This is a genomic window from Poriferisphaera sp. WC338 (assembly GCF_050931845.1).
Classification (GTDB): Bacteria; Planctomycetota; Phycisphaerae; order Phycisphaerales; family Phycisphaeraceae; genus Poriferisphaera.
On the sequence record NZ_CP194516.1, the window covers coordinates 1,499,968 to 1,524,325 of the forward strand.

General features: G+C 47.7%; 16 protein-coding genes. 11 read left to right on the forward strand and 5 right to left on the reverse strand.

Features of this window, described 5'->3' with window-relative positions:
- Nucleotides 1–46: 46 nt before the first annotated feature.
- Together ACQ6WK_RS06125 and ACQ6WK_RS06130 are read right to left on the reverse strand one after the other, a co-directional pair.
- Nucleotides 47–1,471, reverse strand: coding sequence for a glycosyltransferase family 4 protein (locus ACQ6WK_RS06125; RefSeq protein ID WP_432799859.1), 1,425 nt, complete (start codon nucleotides 1,469–1,471; stop codon nucleotides 47–49).
- A complete protein-coding gene (locus tag ACQ6WK_RS06130; RefSeq protein ID WP_432799860.1) occupies nucleotides 1,437–2,573 on the reverse strand; it encodes a glycosyltransferase family 4 protein in 1,137 nt (378 codons plus the stop codon). Before ACQ6WK_RS06130 ends, ACQ6WK_RS06125 begins: the two co-directional genes overlap by 35 nt.
- 334 nt (nucleotides 2,574–2,907) lie before the next feature.
- On the opposite strand from ACQ6WK_RS06130, the gene hpnC reads away from it, so the two are divergent.
- The 4 genes from hpnC to ACQ6WK_RS06150 are packed head-to-tail and all read left to right on the forward strand — an operon-like array spanning nucleotide 2,908 to nucleotide 7,040.
- Nucleotides 2,908–3,915: a squalene synthase HpnC gene (hpnC, locus tag ACQ6WK_RS06135; protein ID WP_432799861.1), complete on the forward strand. Its 1,008-nt coding sequence runs from the start codon at nucleotides 2,908–2,910 to the stop codon at nucleotides 3,913–3,915.
- Nucleotides 3,916–3,950: 35 nt separating this feature from the next.
- Complete coding sequence (locus tag ACQ6WK_RS06140; RefSeq protein WP_432799862.1) at nucleotides 3,951–4,964, forward strand: phytoene/squalene synthase family protein; 1,014 nt, start codon at nucleotides 3,951–3,953, stop codon at nucleotides 4,962–4,964.
- Between the two features lie 41 nt (nucleotides 4,965–5,005).
- Nucleotides 5,006–6,556: a hydroxysqualene dehydroxylase HpnE gene (gene hpnE, locus ACQ6WK_RS06145; protein ID WP_432799863.1), complete on the forward strand. Its 1,551-nt coding sequence runs from the start codon at nucleotides 5,006–5,008 to the stop codon at nucleotides 6,554–6,556.
- A 34-nt stretch (nucleotides 6,557–6,590) separates the two neighbouring features.
- Nucleotides 6,591–7,040, forward strand: coding sequence for a GNAT family N-acetyltransferase (locus ACQ6WK_RS06150; RefSeq protein WP_432799864.1), 450 nt, complete (start codon nucleotides 6,591–6,593; stop codon nucleotides 7,038–7,040).
- A gap of 115 nt (nucleotides 7,041–7,155) precedes the next feature.
- Here the strand turns inward: ACQ6WK_RS06150 and ACQ6WK_RS06155 are convergent, their stop codons facing one another.
- Both ACQ6WK_RS06155 and recA read right to left on the reverse strand, forming a co-directional pair.
- Nucleotides 7,156–7,797: a redoxin domain-containing protein gene (locus tag ACQ6WK_RS06155; RefSeq protein ID WP_432799865.1), complete on the reverse strand. Its 642-nt coding sequence runs from the start codon at nucleotides 7,795–7,797 to the stop codon at nucleotides 7,156–7,158.
- A 399-nt stretch (nucleotides 7,798–8,196) separates the two neighbouring features.
- Nucleotides 8,197–9,282, reverse strand: coding sequence for a recombinase RecA (gene recA, locus ACQ6WK_RS06160; protein WP_432800380.1), 1,086 nt, complete (start codon nucleotides 9,280–9,282; stop codon nucleotides 8,197–8,199).
- 907 nt (nucleotides 9,283–10,189) lie between these two features.
- Here recA and ACQ6WK_RS06165 point away from each other — a divergent pair.
- The 7 genes from ACQ6WK_RS06165 to ACQ6WK_RS06195 all read left to right on the forward strand — a co-directional run bounded on the left by ACQ6WK_RS06165 (nucleotide 10,190) and on the right by ACQ6WK_RS06195 (nucleotide 22,143).
- A complete protein-coding gene (locus tag ACQ6WK_RS06165) occupies nucleotides 10,190–13,033 on the forward strand; it encodes a methyl-accepting chemotaxis protein (RefSeq protein ID WP_432799866.1) in 2,844 nt (947 codons plus the stop codon).
- Between the two features lie 120 nt (nucleotides 13,034–13,153).
- Nucleotides 13,154–14,359, forward strand: a complete 1,206-nt coding sequence (locus ACQ6WK_RS06170) for a mechanosensitive ion channel family protein (protein ID WP_432799867.1) — start codon at nucleotides 13,154–13,156, stop codon at nucleotides 14,357–14,359.
- A gap of 39 nt (nucleotides 14,360–14,398) precedes the next feature.
- Nucleotides 14,399–14,662, forward strand: a complete 264-nt coding sequence (locus ACQ6WK_RS06175; RefSeq protein ID WP_432799868.1) for a hypothetical protein — start codon at nucleotides 14,399–14,401, stop codon at nucleotides 14,660–14,662.
- A gap of 353 nt (nucleotides 14,663–15,015) precedes the next feature.
- A complete protein-coding gene (locus ACQ6WK_RS06180; RefSeq protein WP_432799869.1) occupies nucleotides 15,016–17,490 on the forward strand; it encodes an RICIN domain-containing protein in 2,475 nt (824 codons plus the stop codon).
- 257 nt (nucleotides 17,491–17,747) lie between these two features.
- Nucleotides 17,748–20,747 carry an RICIN domain-containing protein gene (locus ACQ6WK_RS06185; protein WP_432799870.1) on the forward strand — a complete coding sequence of 1,000 codons (3,000 nt, stop codon included), beginning with the start codon at nucleotides 17,748–17,750 and terminating at the stop codon, nucleotides 20,745–20,747.
- A 236-nt stretch (nucleotides 20,748–20,983) separates the two neighbouring features.
- Nucleotides 20,984–21,346: a VOC family protein gene (locus ACQ6WK_RS06190; protein ID WP_432799871.1), complete on the forward strand. Its 363-nt coding sequence runs from the start codon at nucleotides 20,984–20,986 to the stop codon at nucleotides 21,344–21,346.
- Between the two features lie 35 nt (nucleotides 21,347–21,381).
- The gene (locus ACQ6WK_RS06195; protein WP_432799872.1) at nucleotides 21,382–22,143 is read left to right on the forward strand and encodes a hypothetical protein; all 762 of its coding nucleotides are present in this window, start codon (nucleotides 21,382–21,384) and stop codon (nucleotides 22,141–22,143) included.
- A 166-nt stretch (nucleotides 22,144–22,309) separates the two neighbouring features.
- Here the strand turns inward: ACQ6WK_RS06195 and ACQ6WK_RS06200 are convergent, their stop codons facing one another.
- Nucleotides 22,310–24,202 (reverse strand): cation:proton antiporter domain-containing protein, encoded by a 1,893-nt coding sequence (locus ACQ6WK_RS06200; RefSeq protein ID WP_432799873.1) that lies wholly within the window; start codon nucleotides 24,200–24,202, stop codon nucleotides 22,310–22,312.
- Between the last annotated feature and the right edge of the window lie 156 nt (nucleotides 24,203–24,358).

The following is a 24,358-nucleotide window of genomic DNA, read 5'->3' on the forward strand; positions in this document are numbered from 1 at the left end:
ACTTCCTCCTGCTGCACAAATGTGTGCTGTGTATTTTTCGCAAATACTATGCTGCTTGACGCAAACCGCCGTCATTTTCTTGGTCGCTTGCGGGCTTATGATTGTTGATGTTTTGTATATCAGGCGTGCTGTTTTGGACTTCTATCCAGTCCTTGCCTTCAAGCATGCCATTCATAAATCCGACCAGTTTCATAGCGGCATCTTTCCAATTATGATGCCGTTCAACCCATTGACGTGCATTCTGGCTGACCTTCATCCGTGCGACTGGATCATGCCACAAACTCCAGATTTGTTCGACCCAAGCCTCGCGGTTTCTCGCAACAACATATGGTGATTCATCCGCATCCACTTCCAGTCCACGTACAGCTTGATCGCTGACCACCATCGGCAGGCCCATGGCTGCACCTTCCAGCAGTTTGTTTTTAATTCCTGCGCCACACCGCATCGGCAAAATTACTAAGGACGCAGTCCGTGCGTATGGCCGAATGTCATCTACTTCGCCAAGAACTTCGACACCTGCTTTTCCGCGTAGCAACCTAATACTCAGCGTTGGGTTTTTCCCCACAATATGCAGCGTAGCATCGGGCGCACGGCCTTTCAGTTCGCCCCAAACTTCGTTCACAAACCACTTCATTGCATCAACATTTGGATCGAAATCCATTCGGCCCCAAAACACCACACTCCGCGGCAATGTGCCGTGGTCGCCAACATCAAATGTATTGAGATCGACGCCGTTCCGAATAGTAACGCTTCGTTTGATGCCGCCGATCCATTTCAGTCGTTTGGCATCGTCTGGGCTTACACCGATTGCGCCATCGAGACCACGTGCAAATAAGCCTTCAATTAAAGCAAAAATTACGGTCAACCTCAGGCGGCTTTTCCAGACGCTGCGGTGGTCACGACGCAAACACGAAAGCTGGAACGATACCGGCTCGTCTGCGGCATACCAGATTCGTTTAACCGCGGGGTAAGCTTTCTCCAATCCTTTGAGCATTAGTGGACCATGTTGGCCAAGAGCGATGACTACTTTTGGTTTAAGCTCACGTACCAGTCGCGCAGCACCCGCAAATTCATTCATACGAACCGCTTGATGCGAGGCCACTTTTTCTCGTAGCCAACCAAATTTTCCCTTCCAGCCTGAGCGGAAAGCAGCTTCATCTTGATCTGTTGCAATCGGCCACGTCACACGTACTTGTTCAAGCCAACCCGGAGCGCCCTCGGTAGCACGTAAACTTGCCATTCGAACGCGCACACCTTGTTCGCACAATGCACGAATCATCTGGCAGCCGTGCACGCGGAAGCCTTGATCGGCGGGCCACATGCCAAGCTCACTCAGAAACAACACATCGACTTTACTGTCATTATCCTGAGTCGTGTTCAGGAGGTGTTGAATGTTCATTTCATCATGATTGCCCATGTTCATTTTGCCTTTGCCTCTATGCCGCTCTTCTTCTGCTGCTTTGATCAGCAAGCGACTCAATCACATGCGCAAACTGCTCCGCACTCTTTTGCCACTGGAATGTTTTTAATCTATCGTTGCCTGTTTGGATGAGTTGTTGCCTCATTGCATTGTTTTGGATCAGTCCTGTTAGGGCGCCGATGATTTGATCTGTATTGCCGGGGTTCACATAAACTGCAGCATCGCCAGCAATTTCCGGTAAGCATGTGCGATCACTGGTCAGAACTGCTGTCTCAGCACTAAATGCCTCAAGGATCGGCAGGCCGAACCCCTCACTCAGGCTTGGATACGCAAGTACATCTGCACCCTTCAGTAGACTCGGCATGTCCGCTTCATCTGCAAAACCCCAAAGCACAATCGAATTATTAAGCTCGGCATCACACACATAGCTGCCTAACTCACGCAGCACTCGGTCATCCAGTCCTACCACCAGTAATTGCCAATCATCTAGCCCACGTTTAGAGATATTTTCCCAAGCCTTGATGATTCGCCTTGTATTTTTTCTCACCTCTCCCGCTCCGAAGTGCAATACATATCGGCCGCTGGGATTCAATCCATACTGTGATTTAACATTCTGGATGTGTTCTTTCGTTGCCTCCGCTCCATTGCTGGTCACGCCCCAATGTGTAATCGAAATTTTTTCCCCATTTGCGTGGTAATCTCTTTCCAATCGCATTTTGGTGTAACCACTCGGGCAGGTGATTGCATCTGCTCGATGACACGCCTGCTTCACTGCCTTGTCAAACTTCTTTACCATCCACGGCGCTTGCCCCTCCGGCATGTCTACCGGGATCAAATCATGAATTGTCACCACCGTTGGCACTGGCATCCAGCTTGGACTGAAATTTGCAGGGCAGTGCAGGACATCCACACCATCCTGTAATGCCGCCAATGGCAAACGCATCTTCAACCACGCATCAAACCGGTCGCCCGGCATCTCAATCACGCGCTGATTTGCCCAAGCGACATGGCCTTCCTGTCCCTCTCGCGCATAGCCGACCACTTCCCAGTCAGGACGCACCTGCAGCAAGTGTTCATACAACAACGCGAGGCTCTTGCCGATCCCGCGGCGTTGTTCGGTATAAATCGTTCTGGCATCTAATCCGATACGCATCGTCCTGCGCTTGCTCCTGTCGTCCTTTCTTTTCCCTCTAAATAGTCGCAAAGCCAAAACTCCATCTCTTGTGGTGCGCACCACACGCGGTGTGCACAAGGTCCACGAGGGTTACATCGGCCACCCGCATAATCTGCTTAACCCGGTAATCGTCATTCCCGGCAAATAACATCACCCGGACCCATATTTATTCGGACCTCACAGGCAGGCTGGATCTTCATTTGCATTTAATCACCTCTCTTTGATCTGCATTTTTCACATCACAACCCAGATCACATATCATGAAGGGCTTGAGTAACCCGTTTGTTCTCAGAATCAGGACACCGCTGCCCTAATGCCCAAAGTTGCCCCCTACAATATCCACACCGATCTGGAAACTTTCGGTCCGTCCCGCATCAAACCTCTTACACCCGCTGAGGCCGCCGACTACACACGCAACATTACCCTTTCGCATTACGAAAACTTCACGGTTGTATCGTGGTTCCTGCCCAAACCTCTGCGTCCACATTTTGCCAACGTCTATGCATTTTGTCGCTGGGCGGATGATCTTGGAGATGAGATGGGCAATACCACCAAATCCGCCGAGCTACTCCGCTGGTGGCAATCGCAGCTTGATCTTTGTTACGCTGGTAAACCCGAGCACCCCGTCTTCATTGCGCTTGCGCCCACAATCGATCAATTCGACATCCCTAAAAAACCGTTTACGGATCTGATCGACGCCTTCATTCAAGACCAAACCGTAACTCGCTACGACACATGGGATCAGGTATTGGACTATTGCACTCGATCTGCCGACCCTGTTGGGCACCTCGTTCTTTATATGTGTGGGTATCGTGATGCCGAACGACAAAAACTTTCTAACGCCACCTGTACTGCACTACAACTCACAAACTTTTGGCAGGACATTCGTCGTGACATCATCGATCGCGACCGTGTTTATATGCCCTCAGACATCGCTTCTCAGCATGAACTTACGGTTAGTTCTTTGGTCGACGCGATCCGTTTTGACGAAAACAATCGTAATCCCAAGGCCTGCCTCGCATGTCCGACCGGCACTATCGCGTTGTCAGCGCTCCGTGTTTCAGCTCAAAAAACGGTACGTAGTCTTGTCCAAAAAACTTGGCCGCTTTTTACTGAAGGCGAAAAACTTTTCCCCATGGTTTCTCCTTCTGTTCGTTTGGACATTAAGCTGTTTTCTAAGGGCGGACAAGCCATCCTCCGTATGATTGAGTCCCGCGGCTACGATACCTTTACTACTCGCCCATCACTGTCTAAACCCGCAAAACTCTCCCTGATGTTTTCTGCATTCTTTGGTAAAATACTGACCTTTGGACGATCCTGATCCATCTAACCATTGGATAGACATAAGCCCCAAACATGCCGCAGTCCGACGCACACAACCTTCCGCACCAAATGATCTCGCTCACGCCAGCGATCCAGTCTTCCTTCGAGCACTGCTTGGACATTTCAAAAACCCGGGCTAAAAACTTCTACTACGGCATGAAGCTTACCCCTGAGCCAAAACGTGCTGCACTCTATGCTATCTACGCCTTTATGCGCGCCTGTGACGATTTGGCTGACGAACCACTCGATGGCGTTGATCTTACACCTGAAATTAGAACCCAACGTATTAACACTTTTCGCGCTCAAATGCAGTGCATCATCGACAATCCTACCGCAGCACTTCCTGACAATGTCTCTGGACGTGATAGTAGATCTAATTCAACGCCTCCTGGGGGTATAGGGAGTGCTTGGGCTGCATTCAATTATGTTATGCAGTCTTATCCCATCAACCCACAAGACCTGCACCATATGCTTGACGGTCAAATCGCTGACATGACCACCCATCGCTATCAGTCCTTCCCCGAGCTATACCAATACTGTTACAACGTTGCTTCTACCGTTGGACTCACCTGTATTGCTATCTGGGGTTACAAAAACCCACCCGATGCGATCCATACCGACAGCGATACCCGCAAGCTTGCCGAATACCGTGGTATTGCCTTGCAGCTTACCAATATTCTTCGTGACCTTAAAGAAGATGCTGAACGCGATCGCATTTATCTACCCGCAGAAGAGCTTGCTCAGTTTAACTTCACACCCGAATCCTTTATCGATATCACAACGAACAACAAACCAAATGCCAACTTCGATGCACTCATGCAATTTCAGATCAAACGAGCTTATGATTACTATCGCAAAGCTTCGCCGCTTGAGCTGCGACTTACCCCCGATTGTCGCGGCACATGTTGGGCGATGATGCGTATTTATCGCGGGCTGCTTGATCAGATTGCTAAGAATCCTCGTCGTGTACTCACTGACCGTGTCCGACTCTCCACCTTCGCCAAACTTATGATTGGCTTATCTGCCAAACTCAAAAGGAACTACTAGTTTGAGTTTAAATTTTTATGTTTGATTCGGCATCAATTCCTATGACTGAACCTTTTACCTACAACCCCGCACCTCCACCAAACATACCCAGAGGCACATTTGATGATCTTCCTGTGTTGATTGCCGGTGGCGGTGTAGCCGGCATTGCCGCCGCAATTCGACTTGCTGAGTATCACGTCCCAGTTACGCTTATCGAAACCCGTCCCAAACTTGGAGGACGCGCCACTTCCTTCGTCGACCCCACTACCTCTGACGTGCTTGATAACTGCCAGCATGTTCTGATGGGATGTTGTACCAACCTTATTGATCTATATAAGCGGCTTAGTGTTTACGAGCATATCACTTGGCATCCTGAGATCTACTTTCATAACGGTACCTCAATACCAGATGTTATGCGCTCAGGATTACTCCCTGCGCCACTTCATCTCACGGCCTCTTTCCTCAAATTCAAATCACTAACCCGTCGCGACAAGTACGATATCGCCCGTGCATCTTCTGCCATCATTCGTACATCATTCAAAAAACGGAACGACCTCGATAGCCTCCCATTTCTGGATTGGCTCAAAAAATATAAGCAATCCGACTCCGTCATAAAAAAATACTGGGAACCTGTCATCGTTTCAGCTTGTAACGAAACACTAGATAAATGTTCTTCCCGCTATGCACTCCAAGTTTTTCAAGAAGGATTTCTTCATCATAAAGATGCCTGGTTGATGGGGACGTCTGATGTGCCTTTGTTGGAACTCTATGATCCCGCTGAGGACATGATTCGACGCGCCGGCGGGACGCTCCGCCTCACCACACCCATTGATAAGTATCAATATGATCAAGACCACAACAAAGTAAATTCTATTCGCTTATCCAGAAGCCAAGAGTCTATCAATGGGGCCGCGCTGATATCAGCGGTGCCGTTTGATCGGCTTGAAAAGCTCTCATCTTCGGAAATGGTGGCGGCAGACCCGCGATTGCAGCACCTTAATCAATTCAGCGTCTCTCCCATCATTGGCATTCATATTTATGCTCACTTGCAAGACAACACGCCGATCACAGAGTTGCCGCATATTGTTTTGACCGATTCGCCGATCCAATGGGTTTTTAACAAAGGGATGATCGAGGAAGGCGGTCAGCGGCTTTGTCATCTGCATTGTGTGATTTCCGCGGCCCATGACCTTGTCGATAAGCCCGCGAGTGAACTTGCAGACCTTGCTGAGACAGAAATCAAACGTATTTTTCCTGTTGCGCAAGAAGCCGATTTTCTGCATACCCGTGCGGTGAAAGAGAAGCGAGCGACTTTTTCTGTAACTGCTGGACTCGATCGCTATCGTCCAGGTGCGAAACCTAATTCAACACATGGGATTGAGAATCTGTTTATTGCAGGTGATTGGACCGACATCGGTTGGCCTGCCACGATGGAAGGTGCCGCACGGTCAGGTTATCAAGCGGCACATGCTGCATTAATGTATCTTGTGCAGCAGCTGCCTGCGGAGAAACAATTGCATGCTGAAGGATTGATTCCGTCGCTTGAGAAGTTTCTTCCACCGGAACTTCCGTCATCGCCGATCTATGGATCGCTTAGTCGGCTTCCCGGTTAGCTTGCAATACCCATTTTTATCTAAAGGCATATACATGATCCACGCCGCAACAGAAAATGATCTGTCGGAGATTGTTTCTCTTTGGGAAGCGATCAGTCTACATGAATTCTCAGCATACATTGGACATGAGAATGTGAAGTATTTTATTGAGAGTGGTGAGCTTTCACGTGAATCCAAGCGGTATCTAGATTGCACTTATGTTTGCAAAAGGAGAGATTGCTTTCTCGGGTATGTTGTTGTGATTGGTGATCTTATTGAGCTACTTGTTGTTATGCCAGAGTATCAAAATGCGATGACTGGCAAGCGGCTTTATGATCATGCTTTGAAACTTATTAGGCAACGTCATAGAAAAGTACGGGTTGAGTGTTTTAGTAATAATCAGCGTGCAAACTCAATCTTAAAACGCTTAGGTTATGATTTTGATGGCAGCTACCAGGATGACATAGGTTTTATGACCAACAAGTATAGTAAGAGGTTGGTGTGAATTGATATTGGCCAGTATGGGATATGGCTGTGATATTTGTTGGACGTTAAAAAAACGGCCGCACATCGTGGTGCAACCGTTTCACTTGATTCATGAACTACCAATAGTAGTACGTTTACTTCTGACGTTTGATGCCGCAGCCTTTACTCTTGGTTACGGTGTAGGGTGTTTCCTTGCCCTCAAGCACCGCAGTCACAACCGGCACAAGATACTGTTCGTCCATCTTGCCACATTGTTCAGGGGTATTTGGTGCTTTTTCATAGCCACCCATATAGAGCAAGGTCTGATCTTTGTCGTTGTCGATTACATAGAAGTGAGGTGTGGTGCGTCCGCCGTATTCGTCAGCGACGACGTTGCCGCTGTCTTTAAGGATGGGGTAGGGGATCTGGTTCTCTTTGGCGTAGCTGCCAACGGCATCGGAGGATTCGTTGTAGTTTGAGTTTACTGCGATGAAGGCTACGCCTTTGTCTTTCCATTCTTTAGAAAGGGGACTCAACACGCGCTGATATCCAGCTTCAGGGCGGTCACGGTCCCATGGACAATTAATACTTTGGAATGTCATCACCACGATTTTGTCTTTGTAGTCAGCCAAGCTGATTTCCTTACCAGTGACGACATCAGTCAGGGTAAACTGTGGTGCAGGTTTGCCGACCTCAGCTTTCTTTTTAGTACTTTCCCTTGCGAAGCTCACATTGACAGCAAGTGCCATCGCTAAGAGCATTGCAAGCCCAGCCAGTAATCCAGTCATTTTCTTCATTGCGTCTCTCCGTTTGCTTAATAAGAAGCGGTTACATTTGATTGTTTTGATTCAATTGTGATTCAGTTAGTTTTCCTCGCGTGACACAGTATACCTGTGTTGTGTGGATGACTTACGAGCTAAACGCCTGATCATGGCACATTATTTCCGTAGGCTGCCCAGGTTTCAGAGATCTTTCTATAACCCCTTTGTATTCTAGAGACAAACCCTATTCGAACGAGGATGAAATTACAGTTCGTAAGATCGTGATGAGCGTACAGATGGTTGAGTTCACAGAAAATAGAAAAACCGCGCTGGCTATTTGGTCGTGATAGCCAGCACGGGTGGTCGTATGGGTTGAGCAAGAATACTCATGGTTGCGGTGAAAACAAGTGCTCGCTCCACAGTCTTGTATTTCTCTTATGCTTCATTGTCGCCGGTAGCTGAGTCATCCTCAACAATGGCAGGAAGAGTAACGCCCTTGGCTTCGAGGACCAGTCGTTTGATCTCATCAAATAGTTCCTGGTTTTCTCGGATGAAGTTCTTTGAGTTTTCACGGCCTTGCCCGAGGCGGACTTCGCCGAAGCTAAACCAAGCGCCAGATTTTTGGACCACATTGCAGTCAACGGCCATGTCGATGAGGTCACCGGTTGCACTGATGCCCTCATTGAACATGATGTCGAACTCGGCTTGGCGGAATGGCGGTGCCACCTTGTTTTTGACAACCTTGGCGCGGACGCGGTTGCCGATCGGGGTGTCGCCATCTTTGATGCTGCTGGTGCGGCGGATGTCAATGCGGACGGATGAGTAGAACTTGAGGGCGCGACCACCGGGAGTGGTTTCGGGATTGCCAAACATTACACCGATCTTCTCGCGGATCTGGTTGATGAAGATGACCGTACATTTTGAGCGTGCGATGGCGCCGGTGAGTTTACGCATAGCTTGTGACATGAGGCGAGCTTGGAGGCCAACATGTGAGTCGCCCATTTCGCCTTCGATCTCTGAGCGGGGGATCAGAGCTGCGACAGAGTCGACGACAATGAGATCGACTGCATTGGATCGGATGAGCATCTCAACGATTTCAAGAGCTTGTTCGCCACAGTCAGGTTGAGAAACCAGAAGGTCTTCGAGGTTGACGCCAAGGCGTTTAGCCCATGATGGATCGAGTGCGTGTTCAGCATCGACGAAGGCCGCCATGCCGCCGCCTTTCTGACAGCTTGCGATGCAGTGGAGGCTGAGCGTGGTTTTGCCGGAGGATTCTGGTCCAAAGACCTCGATGATCCTGCCGGTGGGGATGCCGCGGCCGCCAAGTGCGAGGTCCAGCGACAGTGCGCCGGTCTGGATACCGGGCGGAACGTTGGTGGGATCATCATCCAGTTTCATGATCGAGCCTTTGCCGAAGGACCGCTCGATTTGCTGGAGAGCACGATCAAGTGCCTGTTGCCTTCCGGCATCGCTGGTGGGGATTGGGGCGGCTGGGGGCATTTTTGCTTTGGATTTGGCCATGCGTGGTGTCCTTGTCGCGGCAGGCTTGCCGGCTGTTTTTTTGGATTCCTGATTGATCGTACGTGATGTATTAGTCTTTTTGCCAGCAGTGGTTGCGATTGTTTTCGCGGTCCCGTTTTTGGGGGTGCTGTCGGCGTTTTTGTTTTTAGGTTCTAGCGTAGATGTCACCATAATCGGGCTCCTTGTCGTCGTCAATGTTTGAAGGCGTGAATCTGTTCGGTTTTTGGAAGGCACATATCAGCTTATATGTTGTTCGGGTTCTGTCAAGGTTCTTCTGTAGCAAAATTTTGTATTTTGTTCGGGTTAACGGGATCTGAACAAGATTGACTGACAGGTGCGTGCCAGCCTCATTGGCCCAAAGAGTAAAGAAATATTGTGTGGCGTTGTAGACCTGACTGCTTGGTCATTCTGTTTGAAAGGTCGGCATGCACATCACGTGGTTTGGTGTGTGAGGTCGTGAAGTGTTTTTTAATCAAAGACTGTTGCGAGATGAAGAGAGGCGGAGTGAAAGAACCATATATAGAAAAACGGAATTTCGAATTCTGTGAATTTGGCCGTAGCTAAATTAAGACATGTCTTAAGCAAAATGTCTTTTGCTCATATATTTCCTGTTCAATTGGGAATGTAGTCGCAATTAAGACAAATTTGTAGCGAAATAAGTACTAATTTGTAGGTGTGACCCAAAGTTCATTTGCCATTCTGACGAATTCATTTACTACGGATGTAAGACCTTTGTAATTACACATCTCATTTTGAATAACGGCTTGTGTTGATCTTGCGCGTCTTAGTGAAGTCGTTAAAAAATCCATGAAGTATGCGTCACGGCGATCAGTACGGTCGAGCCATACAGATCGATTTTCTACTTGATAGAAGATTCATTTGGTCCAGGTTTGTCAAAGGGTAAACGATGAAAATCAAATCCAAACTAACGTTGATGCTGATTGCTTGTGGTTTGTTACCAATATTGGTAGCAAGCACGGTTTCCTATTGGAGCGGCCGTCAGGGGCTCCATGAGATTTCTGGGCAGGGACGTGAGGCGCTAAGTGAATCGGCTTATAACCAGCTGATTGCGTTGCGTGATGTAAAGAAGAATCAGATTGAAAATTACTTTGAAGCGCGTGAGAGAGATATGGGTGTTCTTATGGAGAACGTCTCGAACATGCAAATCGAAGCGCTTGGGCGTATCGAACAGCTTCAAGCGACAAAGCGTGCGCAAATCGAAGGTTTGTTTGCCAGATATCGTCGTGATGCGGAATCGATGGGTACCAATGGTGCGTTTCTAACCGCTCTTGAAAAAATCACTGAAGCACAACATGGCTCATGGACAGGCAAGTTAGATGCGAATGAAGCATCATATCAAGCCTTTATTAAAGAACATTCAGGCATACTGAAATCTTATGTACAGGAACGTGGCTATGTTGATGCGTATGTACTTTGTGCGGATCATGGGACATTGATGGCTTCTGTCAAACGTAGTACAGATTGGGGGCAGAACATCAAAGAAGGTCCGCTGAAAGGCGAAGGCCTAGGCCGTGTGTGGCAGAAGGTTATCGAAACAGGCGAAACATCGGTTGTTGATTTTGCTGACGACACTCTGTCCGGTGGTTACGCGGCATTTATTGCAGCTCCAGTGAAAAATGATAGTGGTGAAGTGGTTGCTGTGGCAGCATTACAAATTTCACCTGAAATGACTAGCAGTACACTGGCGATTGAGACAAAAGCTCATGATGATACAGTGGTTTATCTGGTAGGTTCACAAGATGGTCGTCAGGCATTGCGAAGCGATATAGCAGCGTATGGTGATGGCTATCACTTTGGTCGTTCGATTGGAAATACATACGTAGATGCAGCAGTTAAGGGTAAGGCGATTTCTGGTCTACATGAAAACGAATCCGGCACGTTGATGCTGGTATCAGCTCGCCATGTAGAAGTTGAAGGATTGGCGTGGGCACTTATAGTTGAGCGATCTGCTGAATCGAGTTTTATGCTTGTGCTTGACGGTGCAGAGAAAGATTTTCTTGCTGAGTATAATGATCAGTATGGTTACTATGATTTGTTCCTCATTTCGCCTTCTGGCCAATGTTTCTATACCGTTTGTCATGAGGCAGATTACCGAACTAATCTCGTGGATGGTAAGTTTAAAAACAGTAACCTTGGGGATTTGGTTCGCCAAGTGATTGCAACGAAGCAATTTGGATTTGCTGACTTCAAACCTTATGCGCCAAGCAATTATGATCCTGCTGCATTTATTGCGCAGCCAGTGATGCAAGAGGGTCAGGTCGCATTTATTGTTGCGTTGCAGATGCCATTGGATATTGTGAACGACATTATGGGTGTACGTGCTGGGATGGGCGAGACAGGGGAAACTTACCTGATCGGTTCAGACAAGTTGATGCGTTCCGATTCATTTCTTGATCCGGAGCATCATACAGTTGTTGCATCTTTCAAGGATCCGGTAAAGGGTTCAGTAGATACGGATGCTGCAACGGCAGCTATCAAAGGCGAAACAGATGCTAAGATCGTGATCGATTACAACGGCAACCCTGTTCTTAGTGCGTATACACCGATTGATGTGTTCGGTGAGCGATGGGCATTGCTTGCGGAAATCGATGAATCTGAAGCGTTCGCAGCGATGAACGAAATGGAAGCGACGTCAGCATCAATCCTCGTCAGTATGTTAACTTGGAATGCGGGTTTGGCACTGATCACAGTTGTGATTTTGACTGTTGTGGCGATATTCATTGCAGTACATGTTGTTAAGATTATCACGCCGATCGTTGCGAGAGCAGAAGCGATTGCGGACGGTGATTTGACCGGTGAAGATCTTGTAAATGGCAGCCGCGACGAGTTTGGTGCGCTGACTAGCGCGATGAACCGTATGTCTAATTCACTACAAAAACTGGTTTCGACGGTGATCTCATCGTCACATGAAGTAGCTTCGGCTTCAACGGAAATTGCAGCAAACTCAGAAGAAATTGCACAAGGTATTCAGCTGCAGACACAGCAGACTACTGAAGTTTCCAGTGCGGTTGAAGAAGTTAATGCAAGTATCAATGAGGTCGCGAACATGAGTGCGGATGCAGCTCAGAATGCTGAGACGGCAGGCGCACGTGCAGCTGAAGGCGGCGAGATTGTTAACAATACAATTAATGGTATGAAGGCAATTGCAACAGTTGTAGCTGATTCAACCGATGCGATTGGCCAGCTTGGTGATCGTAGCGATCAGATTGGACAGATTATCGATGTGATTAATGACATTGCTGATCAAACAAACCTGCTTGCTTTGAATGCTGCGATCGAAGCGGCAAGAGCTGGTGAGCATGGTCGTGGGTTTGCAGTTGTTGCGGATGAGGTTCGTAAATTGGCGGAACGCACGACGACAGCGACCGAAGAAGTTACGGAGTCAATCAAGGCTATCCAATCTGAAACCAAGACGGTTGTTAATCGCATGGGTGAAGGCAATGTTCGTGTGAAGGAAGGCGTTGAACTTGCTGAGCAGGCTGGTGATACCTTGAAGGCGATTGTTGATGGTTCACAGCATGTAGCAGATATGATCAAGGCGATTGCAGCAGCAGCTGAGCAGCAGACCGCAGCAAGCGAGTTGATTGGTCGTAATATCGAGACGATTACCTCGGTTGCCAATGAATCTGCTCAGGGAACAGGTCAGGCTGCCGTTGCCGCAACACAGCTTTCTGACAAAGCAGAGCAGTTGCAGCAACTTGTGAGTCAGTTCAAGCTTGAAGCCGCTTAATCGGCGTGCTGAATGTGGAATGAATGAGCGGTGGGCCAATCGGCCTGCCGTTTTTTTATGTATGGGGTGATTGGAAGGAAAAATCGGAGAGAGGCAAGGCTAAGGGCCGATAATCGGTGTATGACGCGAGAGAAAAGCAAGTTAATCGGTAATGTGCTCATCTGGACAGCAGCGGTGATATTCGCACTTGGATTTGTGCGGCAGATTATGGGAGCTGATGAAGCGAACACAAGCGGGACGGGTAAGTCGGTTGTGAGTGTGGAAGCCACAGCTGATTCGGCGGCAACCGAGCATACACAGGCCAAGGAGGTGGGGCAGCAGATTGCCGGGGCGGATGAGACAGTTGCGCAAGCAAAGAGCGTACTTTCAGCATCGGAGGTTGATGAATTAGCGGATGCGGACCCGCCACGGGTGAAGGATATTTTTAAGTGGGAGATGTGGGAGAAGCTATTTCGAAAAATTTGGCTAACACCGATCTATCGTTCAGGAACCAATGAAATTTCGTTGTATCACATGGTCATTGCACTTATTGCCGCAGTTGTTGGTTATTGGCTGAGCAAGCGAATCAGTATGTTGGTGTATCGACGGATTAAGACGGTGAAAAAAGTTTCGCCAACAGCAGCTTTGTTAACACAAAAAATCATTTTCTATGTGTTGGCGATTTTTGTCACATTGGTTGCGCTGCAATTTATGGGGATTCCGATCACGATGTTTACAGTGCTGGGTGGTGCGCTGGCGATTGGTTTAAGTTTTGGTGCGCAGAATGTGATTGCGAATTTTTTATCCGGTATCATCATCATGGCGGAGCGGCCAATCCGGCTGGGTGACACAATAGTGCTTGAAAGTGGTGGGGGAATGATGGAAGGCGTGATTGATGATATTGGTCAGCGGTCAACACGTGTTAAGCGAATCGATGGAGTAGATGTGATCGTGCCGAATGGTCAGTTTGTGAACGAAGCAGTGACGAACTGGACGTTGTCGGATGATATTATTCGGAGTTGCGTGAAGGTTGGTGTGGCGTACGGAACAAATGTGATTAAGGTTCGTGAGCTTTTGAAAGAGGCGGTGGATGGTCAAGCCAAAGTGTTAAGAAAACCAGAGCCGATTGTGGTTTTCGATGAGTTTGGCGACAATGCGTTGAACTTTGAGGTTTACTATTGGGCAAATTTGGCAACGCCCATGCAGCGAAAGATGCTACAGAGTGACATCCGATTTGCGGTAGATATTTTGTTTGAAAAGGCTGGAATTGTGATCGCATATCCTCAGCGGGATGTACATCTGGATAGTGTGCGGCCGTTGGAAGTGAGAATGGTTGATTCGGAATAGCTGTTGGATGTTGAAGTACTTGTTTGAAAGAGGATGAGGATGAATGGGCCGGATTATATAGTTGATATCGAAGGTGTGGGAAAGAAGAGTGATGATGGTGCGCGCGGTGGGGGAGATGGTGATGGCGGAATGAAAGGGAGGCGATGGATTGCGGTGAAGTGGAAATGCTGTGGGGCGTACAGCCGGGTGTATAAAAACAAGGCAGGTGATGCATACGAGGGGCGATGTCCGAAATGTGTGAAGCCGTTGAAGGTGAAGATTGGATCGGGTGGAACGAGTGCGAGATTTTTTGAGGCGCAATGATCACATAGGCAGGTTAGGATTTATTTTAATGTGTTGATGGAGATCTAAAGCAGACACAGAAACGTGTCTGCTTTAGATCTAGTTGGTGTCGGTCAATTTTTTGATCGAGTAAATTCCCGGGTTTTAGGTTATGAAGTTTTGGGTTGTAGGCATGGCTAAAAAAATACACTAATAGATAATATTATTGATCTCAAGATTTGATCAGGTGGTTGTGATGTAGGTTTTTAATATTTGATCTGTTTTTATATGTAATTTTATTTTGATTCTATTGTTGGCCCAGTGTGTGTATTCTTCTCAAGCTTAGTTTTGTTGCTTTATCTGACATTTTTTTCGGGGTTATAAAGGGACTGGCCGTGTTAAAAAACAATTATTATTTTGATGTGCAGGCCATATCAAATAAAAAAGCGAAATGGATGTTCGTTTGTTTCTATTACGCGCTTGTTGCAATGGTCGTTGCGGTGTGTATGTTATCGTTCATGTTGCCGTCTACGGTTGATGCCGACGGTTTGGAAGCTAATTTAATATACAAGATATCTTCGAAAGCAAATGGTAATGTGCTTGAAGTTCAAAGCCATAGTCAGAATGATGGTGCGTCTGTTATAGAGTACGTAAATTTTGACAATCCGAATCAGCAATGGCGGTTGAAATATCTGGGCGATGGATATTATTCATTGGTCAATATAAATAGTAGCAAGTATATGGATATTGCTGGTCAGTCTTTGATTAGTGGCGCTCAAATTGTTCAAAATACTTTAGATCATAATAGTGACAGTCAGAAATGGATGATTGAGTATGTCTATCATGGATATTGCCGGATCAAATCTAAGCATAGCGGTAAATATATCACGACTAGCAGCGGCATCACCGTGGAAGACTGGGATGTCGGGGAGATCGATAAGCAGGTGTTCAGGTTTGATCAGGTGAGGGGGGAAAACCTGATAGGTGAACATATTTATGCGATTTTACGGAAAGGAAGCCAGAAAGCGTTAAGTGTGGATGTTGATATGACTGATTTTGAGAGGCGGATCGACCAGCGTGATTATGTGGGTTTGGCGAGTCAGCAGTGGCGTTTGCATTCAAATGGAGATGGCTCTTTTGCGATTATCAATATTGATAGCGATAAGTGTCTGGATGTGTTGGCATATACGCATAATGATGGCGGTGAGATTGTTCAAATCCCTCATAATGGTGTGACATTCAATAATAATCAGTTGTGGGAGATTAAACACGTTGCTGATGGTTACTATCGCATTAAATCAAAACATAGCGGGAAGTATCTTACGATTGCCAGTTCGGCTTCTGGAAAGCCTTTTTATGATATTCCGTATAAAGATTACAATGGCGAAACACTGCCTTTTGTTGATCCGTCTATTGCTAATCCCAGTCAGGGGCAAAAAGAAAGGCTTGTGCAATATCCGTGGCGAATGCATGATCGTCAGCTTTTCAAGTTCGAACAAACGACAGGTCAACAGCAGCAGTTGGCGATGAGCAATCATACAACGTGGGGTGACTCAACCATCATTTGGTCAGAGGGTCACTATTACGCCTATTTCAATGATGGCATCGTGAAGCGATCCAATGATTTGTCTGATTGGGCGAGCATTGCGCCAAATGATTTAAATAGCTATAACGTGACGTATCCGCATATTAGAAAAATTGTGGGTTCTTATTATCTTTATTACAACGAAGACAGTACGAATGGTGATAGCGAAATACACTTTACGAAAAGTGAAAAGCTGAATCCGAATGACAATGATTATGGATGGGCAAGCGAGCAAGCGGTTGCTTTGCCGTCTGGCAGTTCTTTACTGGACGCAAATAATCCGCACATGCTCAATGATGCGGTTGATGATCTATGGATGGTGTATACGAATAGCTCCAATACTATTTTCAAGATTGCGCGAATGGATCAGGGCACGGGGAATCTCAAAGATAGTCCAATTCAGATCGGCAGCTATTCCGATTTGGGTAGTAGTTTTAATGATCCTGTGATTGTCTATTGTGATGGTTGGTATTACCTATTTTTAAACTATTTCAAATTGGGGTCTCATAGTGAAATCGTTGTTGGCAGATCAAGGAATATTGTGGGGCCATATAAAGATCGAGATGGTGACGGTTTATTTGCTGTGCATGGCGGTACAACTGTTGCGGGTACGGATGACGATGTGAAATCCATTGAATCCTTTAGCATTGCTCATGGTCTTAACGGCCGAGATTATTTGTCTGTTCAGAGTTGGTATAAGAGCGGTTCGGCTCCGGATTATTTTTCAACCGCGATGTGGGGGATGACTTATCCGCTTCAGTGGGTTGGGGGTTGGCCGCACGTTGAAGCGGAAATATTGACAGAAGGTGATCCTGCCGATGGGGTTGTTGCAGATGGCGAGTATAAGCTCGAACTGGTGGGTGGCAATACCGGAAGAGTGTTGCAGGCGGATTCAGGCGATGGGAAGCCGATTATTTGGGATTCGGTGGCGCAAGAGAATCAGGAATTTACACTTACCTATCTGGACAATGGTTTTTATAGCATCAAGGTGACGCGGGGTGGTGTGACGACAGTTGTTGCGGTCGCAGATAGTCAGAAGGGGTATGCAAATGTTCCGGATACAGATCCTACCGTGCGGATTGTTACCGATACATGGGATGAAAGCCATGAGCAGCAGTGGCGGATTGAGGAGGTTGAGGCAGGTGTCTATAAAATTGTGAATCTCTTTAGTGGGCGAGTCTTAAGTGTGCAGCATTGGGCTTCACATAACGGGGCTTACGTGATTCAAACAGAGTGGATTGATCATCCGAATCAAAAGTGGCAGCTAATCAGTACGGGGAACTGATTGTTTTGGTGGATTGTCTTGCGCAAATCTTTGGATGTTGCGAGGCTGTCACTGTCATTAAAGTTTCTGCGTTTTGTATGAAAACTGAAATCTCGTTTTCGATATTGAGCATCAACGATGCATTAAAAATCGGCATAAAACCGGAGGTTTGATCTACCTTGACCTCTTGGATGGCATAGAAAGGAATATCCGTGCTAACGAATCAGAATAGAATCAGATTTGAGAATAGATCTATATTAAAAATATCTGGCGTATCCTTGGACTTTGCGCGAAGTTTGGTTTTCATTCTGTTTGTGTATTTACTCGTTTTTGCATCTGCGGCGGATGTTCATGCGGATGTGCCGCTGGATATGAATGTTTATGCCATTACGGTGAAGGCAAAGGGGAAGAAATCTGGTGCCGCATATGATCACGAGAAACCTAGGAGGCATTCATTAGGTGTGAAAGGCGATTCAATTGCCAACGATGCGGATATTGAACAGGTGGATTATTTTGCTCATCGAAGTCAGCAGTGGCGATTGGAAGCTCATGGCGACTACTATACGATCGTGAATCGAAATAGTGGAAAATGTCTGGATGTTGATTCCGAAAGTTTAGAAGAGAATAAACGTATTATTCAATGGGATTGGTGGGGAGGGAATAATCAGCGTTGGGCGATTGAGCATGTTGATGACGGTTACTATCGCATCAAGGCAAAGCATAGTGGAAAGTATCTTACGGTTAAGGATGTGCAGGATGGCGCGGGGGCAACGCTAGTTCAGCGTTCATGGCATGCGCATGAAAGCCAGCTCTTTCGTTTTGATAATATTACGCATGTTTTAACGCGTCTGCCAATGAGTTTGGATTTGTATTGGTCTACGCCAACCATCACAAAGTGTGAGGACTACTATTATGGCTATTTTCTGAATCCCGGGATTGGCTTTAGAAAATCCAAGAACCTGAAAGATTGGAGTAATGCTGGTAGTGTTTTAGGATCGCCTGGTAATCTTGGGGAGATAACATGGTGGCGGGATGAGGTTCCCACGAGCGATGGGTCAGCTTGGGCGCCGGATATCGTTTATATCAATGGCAAGTATCATCTTTACTATTCCATATCAAGTATGGGCAGTCGAAACTCCGCAATAGGCTTGTTTACAAATAAAACACTGGATCCAGGTGATACCACGGATTATCAATGGGAAGATAAGGGGATTGTTTTTAAGACAGATGATTCAATGGGGTATAACGCGATTGATCCAAGTGTGATAGTAGATCCAACGGGCGATATCTGGATGTCATTCGGGTCTGGATGGGATGGTATTATGGTGGTGAAGTTGGATGAGCATGGCATGGTTCCCGATGAATCGCTTGATACAAACAAAAAATTGAAAGAAGGTTCTTTCTATCGACTTGCGGTGGCGACCAATCTATTTATCAATCATCCATCAGCAGGTACATTTTCTGAAGCACCGATTCTATTTTATCGAGGTGGGTGGTATTACCTTTCTATTTCGCATAATGATATTGGGCATTGGGAAAGTGGGGGTGGTCAGTATGCCGTGAAAATAGGGCGATCAAAGAATATTACGGGGCCATATTATGATCGAGAAGGCCGCATGATGTTCTCTCCCGAACGGGTCGCGAGCGATTCACATGAAACACAGCGTGACAAGCAGGGCGGCACCTTCTTTTTTCGGCCATATGGCAATATTAGCCGTTTAGGACATCACTGTATGTTCAAAGGAGAGGGCGGTGTCGATTATTACAGCTTTGAATATACATATGTGCGAGACAAAGGCATGCCTTATTCAGGCGGAGGTATACGGGGGATGATTGTTCCGATTCATTGGGTTGATGGTTGGCCGATTGCCGCGAAGGATGAAGCTCCCAAAGAGGTCCTCGACGAGGTTTACACCATTAAAAATTCAAACAGCAACGCGTTGCTTAAGATGGCTTCAAAAAAGCCAACTGAAAAACTCACACTTGGCGCGGGTGTCGCCGAGGAAAACAACTTCAAGCTCATCGATTTGCACAACGGTTATCACAAGATTGTGTCTGTTCACAGTGGTCATACATTTGCGCCAGTAGGCGGTTCTCATAACCCGAATGCTGAGATTGATCAGTTTTTTTGGGGAGGGGGTGACGGGCAGCAATGGCGAATCAGAAAGCTGAATAATGGAAGGTATGAAATTGCCAATCGTGCCAGTGGGCATGTTCTGGGTGTTAATGGTGTTAATAGCGTTGTTCAGCAGGCCTGGACAGGAGATGAAAGTCAGCAGTGGAAATTGACAGATGTCGACAATTTTCAATTGGCAGATGGTGTTTACCAAATTCAACTCACTGACCAGGATTTAGACGTGGTCGATCCAAATTTAGGATTGAATCGGCAGTATTGGAAGGTCTTAGGTATTCAGAATAAAAGTACAGTGGCGGAGACTGAGTTGGTCGTACATGATTATGTCATGGATGATTCTCTGAATGGCGATTATCAGCATTTCTATTTTGAACGGCTGAGTGCGGATGGTGTATCGCCAGGGATCTATCGGATCAGGGTGCTGCACACGAATATGTGGCTCGGTAATAAGGGCGGGCTCGATGATAAGGTCGATCAGTATAATCAATGGTTTGGCAGTGGTGGTGGACAGAAATGGGAAATTGAAAATCTACATGGCGGATTATTCAGGATCAAGAATGTCGATTCTGGTAAAGTTTTAGATCTGGATAATGGTTCCACAGCAGCAGGTACCTCGGTCGTTCAGAATACAGTCGATGTGCAGTCCGAGAGTCAAAAATGGCGGTTGGTTGAGGTTCTTACCCGGTATGATCTTGCGGAGGGGACATACGTCATCAAAACGACAGACGGCAGTGGCAGGGTGTTGGAGATCGAGAATGCAGACATAGGTAATAATAAAAAACTGGTGCTCTCGAATGTTGCATCTGCTGCGAGCAATGAAGCAATCCATCAGCGGTTTAATGTTTTGCATGATGGTTTTGATGGCGTGTACCACATTTTAGCTGATCATAGCGATAAAGCTCTTGGTGTGGGTGGAACAACAGGGACTGATACCGTTGTTGACCAATTTGATTGGTTTGGAGGTGTTGGACAGTATTGGCGATTTGTGAGGCTTGATGATGGCAAGTACAAGATCATGCATGCACAGTTTAATCTAGCGCTTAGTATTACCGAAGATAATGGTGTGAAGAAAATTGAGCTCAAAGCTTGGGCAAATGAAGCGGGGCAGAAATGGGAATTAGCAGAGGCTCCCTCAAGCCCATAACGTGTTTTTAATGTGAAGGAAGCATGTAAGCCAAGGTTGTGTATTTGGCCTTGGCTTTTTTGTGCTTTATGTTTGTGTGGCAAGGTATTGGTACTGAGATGATTGTCTTTAAGGCGTGTTTATGAACCGAAATTCACTGGCGATAACTGTGAGGTGTTTTGTATGATGAGTATTTAAAACATGACAGGGTGAAGTATTTGTACGCTATGTGTTGTGTTAGTATGAGGAGTAGATCGATGGCGATGAAGCAAGCGTTGATTCTGGCGGTGTTGGATCTAGATATAGCTCGCAAGTTTTATATGGAAAAGCTGGGTTTCAGCGAGGTTTGGCGAGAAGGCGGATGGTGTATGGTGCAGCGGGATGAAAGCTATGTGCGTTTGGGGCATTGTCCGGGGATACGGTCGATGAGCGAATGTTCCGAGCACTCACTTGTTGCGCAGTGGGAGGTGGATGATGCAAAGGGATTGTGGCATGAATTCAAGGGGAATGGTGTTGAGGTGGGTGAGATAAAGGATCAGCCGTGGGGATATCGAGAGTTTGTGCTGAGTACGCCAGACGGACATCGGTTTTTGGTGATGGAAGCAATAGATGGTGAGTGATGATAGTTGTTGAAGAGCATTAAAAGAGAGATGAGATGGTGAATCGGCTAGATCGAAATACGATGATTGGGTATATCAATCAGATGTTAGATGGGCAACTTGATTGGCTTGGATTTATCAAGCAGTCAAAAAGGCTATTCAAGGATACAGATGATCGATCGTTGCAAATGATGCGTAAAGAGATTGGTGATGGCGAACTTGATTGGGAAGAAGACTTTGCATGGGATACGTGGCAGCGATGGTTGCTGTTTTTGCATTCAGATGAGGAACTCGCGTTCAAGCGAGATTGGTGTTGGTCATGGCGGCCGATGTTTGGTTTGGGATGCGTGCTAATCTGGCTGACAGGGGTATGGCAATTGGGGTTTGTTTATTCATTGTTATGGGTGCATGTTGTGCTTGTCTTGCCGATGATCGGTTTGACTATATGGCATAGCCGAGAGTGCGATCGATTATGGCGGAGGTATGGTCGTCTTGCGTCGGTGTGCCAACCGTTTGGGAGTTATGGTGAATTGCGGCGGGTGTATGAGTCGGTGGGGAAATTTAGGAAGAAGCGATATGTTGAGCTTGTGAGTGACGCAGGTGAGAAAATCGGTTGGTTTGACTGGTTGATGAAACCGTTGCGCTATGTAACGATCACTTTTATGGTGTTTATGATGGTGATGGTTTGTTTGCTGCTTTTGATGTTTGTGGTTCCGATTGTGTTGGGCTTTCTTGTGTTGCCTGCCAATATTGGGCGGTATGAGATTGTCGCACGTGGTGCGTGGGAAGATAAAGCGGGGTTGTCTTCTGTCGATTGAATTTGGTGTGCGTGCTGTCGAGCAGATTGGTTGTTAAATATTGCATAATGGCGCGGGAGTGGAGTGAGGTGAAATTATGAGGTGATGGAGAAGGTGCTGTGGGCCACACGGATGGAATCCGTGGGCTTGGAGCAAAAGTAAATCAAGTTTGATGTTGAAACGATGGTCAGGATTTGATGCCGAGGGTTTGGTCGTCTTTGGGTGCGTGAGGGTCTTCGGTGGCGGCTTGGTTAAGCACGGCAAGGAACTCGGTGGCGGATTCGACCTCAAGCATACGCTGACGGATGTGAGATTTGCTGAAGGTGGTGGCAAAGAGGGAGAGGAGTTCGATCTGTGACTCTGGCTGGTCGACGGGAGTTAATAGTAGGCCAATGATGCAGGCGTTTTTACCGTCGGCGGCGTCGAAGTCGATGCCGGTTTTGCTGCGCGCGATGACAACGCAAGGTTTGGCGAGGTCATCGAGCCGGGCATGTGGGACGGCGAGTCCGCCGGGGAGGCCGGTGTGCATGATGCGTTCACGCTGGAGGACGGCGCGGTAGATATCGTGGGCTTTGAGCCCGGTGAGTTCGGCGGCACGTTTGGATAGTTCGCCGATGGATTGCATGACGTCGTGAGCTCGGGGCTGGGTGATGACAGATTTTTCGGTGAGGAAATCGAGGAGTTGGCGTTTGTGTTTGAGTTGCAGGATTTTCTGCATGATCGGGCCGGAGATGAGGGAGGTGCCAAGGGCCATGATGATGATGGCGACCATGAGTTCGTCGTTGATAAGGCCAGCTTGTCGAGCGAGTTGGCCGAGGATGATACCGACGGCGCCTTGTGCGGCCATACCGAAGCCGAGTGCGTAGGATTCGCGTTTACCCATGCCGGAGAGGACACGAGCGCCGAAGTATGAGCCAAGGACTTTACCGACGAGTGCGACGCCGAAGACGATGACGACGGCGATGATGTTGAAGGAATTGATGAAGTTGATGTGGAGCCCGATAGAGGCGAAGAAGATTGGCGCAAATATGTTGAGGATGAATTGGTGGATGGTGTCACGGGTGCGTTCACGGAGGTGGTGTGAATCGCCGATGGCGACGCCAGCAACAAAGGCGCCGAAGATAGAGTGAATACCGAGGTATTCAGTGAAGGCGGCGCAGATGAATGCGATGACGAGGACGAATGCGAGGACGCCGCCGGGCCATGACCAACGGGATTGGATGTAGGGGAGAAGTCTATGGCATGCAAGACGGCCGAGCGTGAGCATGAAGAGGAGGAAGAGGAGGGTGAGTCCGATGGTGGTGACGACTGAGGAACTTCCGGTTCCCCCGGAATCTGCATCGGTGTGCGTTGCATCGGGAAGTGCTGCGGAAGCGGTTTGGATGGTGGTTTGGACGGTGTCGATGGAGGAGGTGATGGCATCGGCGGCAGGCAGGAGTGCGAGGACGATGGCGAACCCGATCCAGCCGACGAGGTCGTTCAGCATGGCGGAAGAGATGATGAGCATGCCCATGTCGGACTTGGCGAGGTTGAGGTCCATGAGGATTTTAGCGATGACAGGCAGCGCGGTTATGGAGAGAGAGATGCCGACGAAGATGGCGAAGGGGAGCGGGGCTTGCATACCGACGGTTCCGGCGCCAAGTGTTTCGGCGGCGAAGTATGCGATGGTAAAGCCAAGAGAGAATGGGATGGCAATCCCGGCGGCGGAGACTGCGAGGGCGGCTTTACCTTGTCTGACGACGGTAGAGAGATCAACTTCGAGGCCAACCACAAAGAGCAGCAGTGTGGCGGAGATGGTGATGAACCCGTTAAGGGCAATGGAGGATGCGCCATCGGCAGGGAAGATGAATTCGAAGAGATTGGTATTGAGGAAGCCTGCGGAGACAAGCCAGACCGAGAGGGCTCCAAAAAGGGTCGGGCCGAGGATGATGCCGGCAGCGATTTCACCAAGGACGGCAGGCTGACGGTAGCGGCGGACACGTTCTCCGAGGATGCGGGCCAATCCAAGCAGGATGGCGATGCCAAGGAGCAGTGCAGTGATGTCGGACGGGGTCAGGGCGGTGGCGCCAAGTAGAGTCATGTGTTCTTCCGTGGATGACTGGATCTTGCCGGCAAGTTGAAACGATAGGTCACAGGCGCGGCAGTTGACGACGGGGTTGCCGAAGTCTGGAGATATTTTACAAGCTAAGTTGATAGTCTGCGATAAGTTGATGCTAAGTTGCGGTTGTGGAGAAAA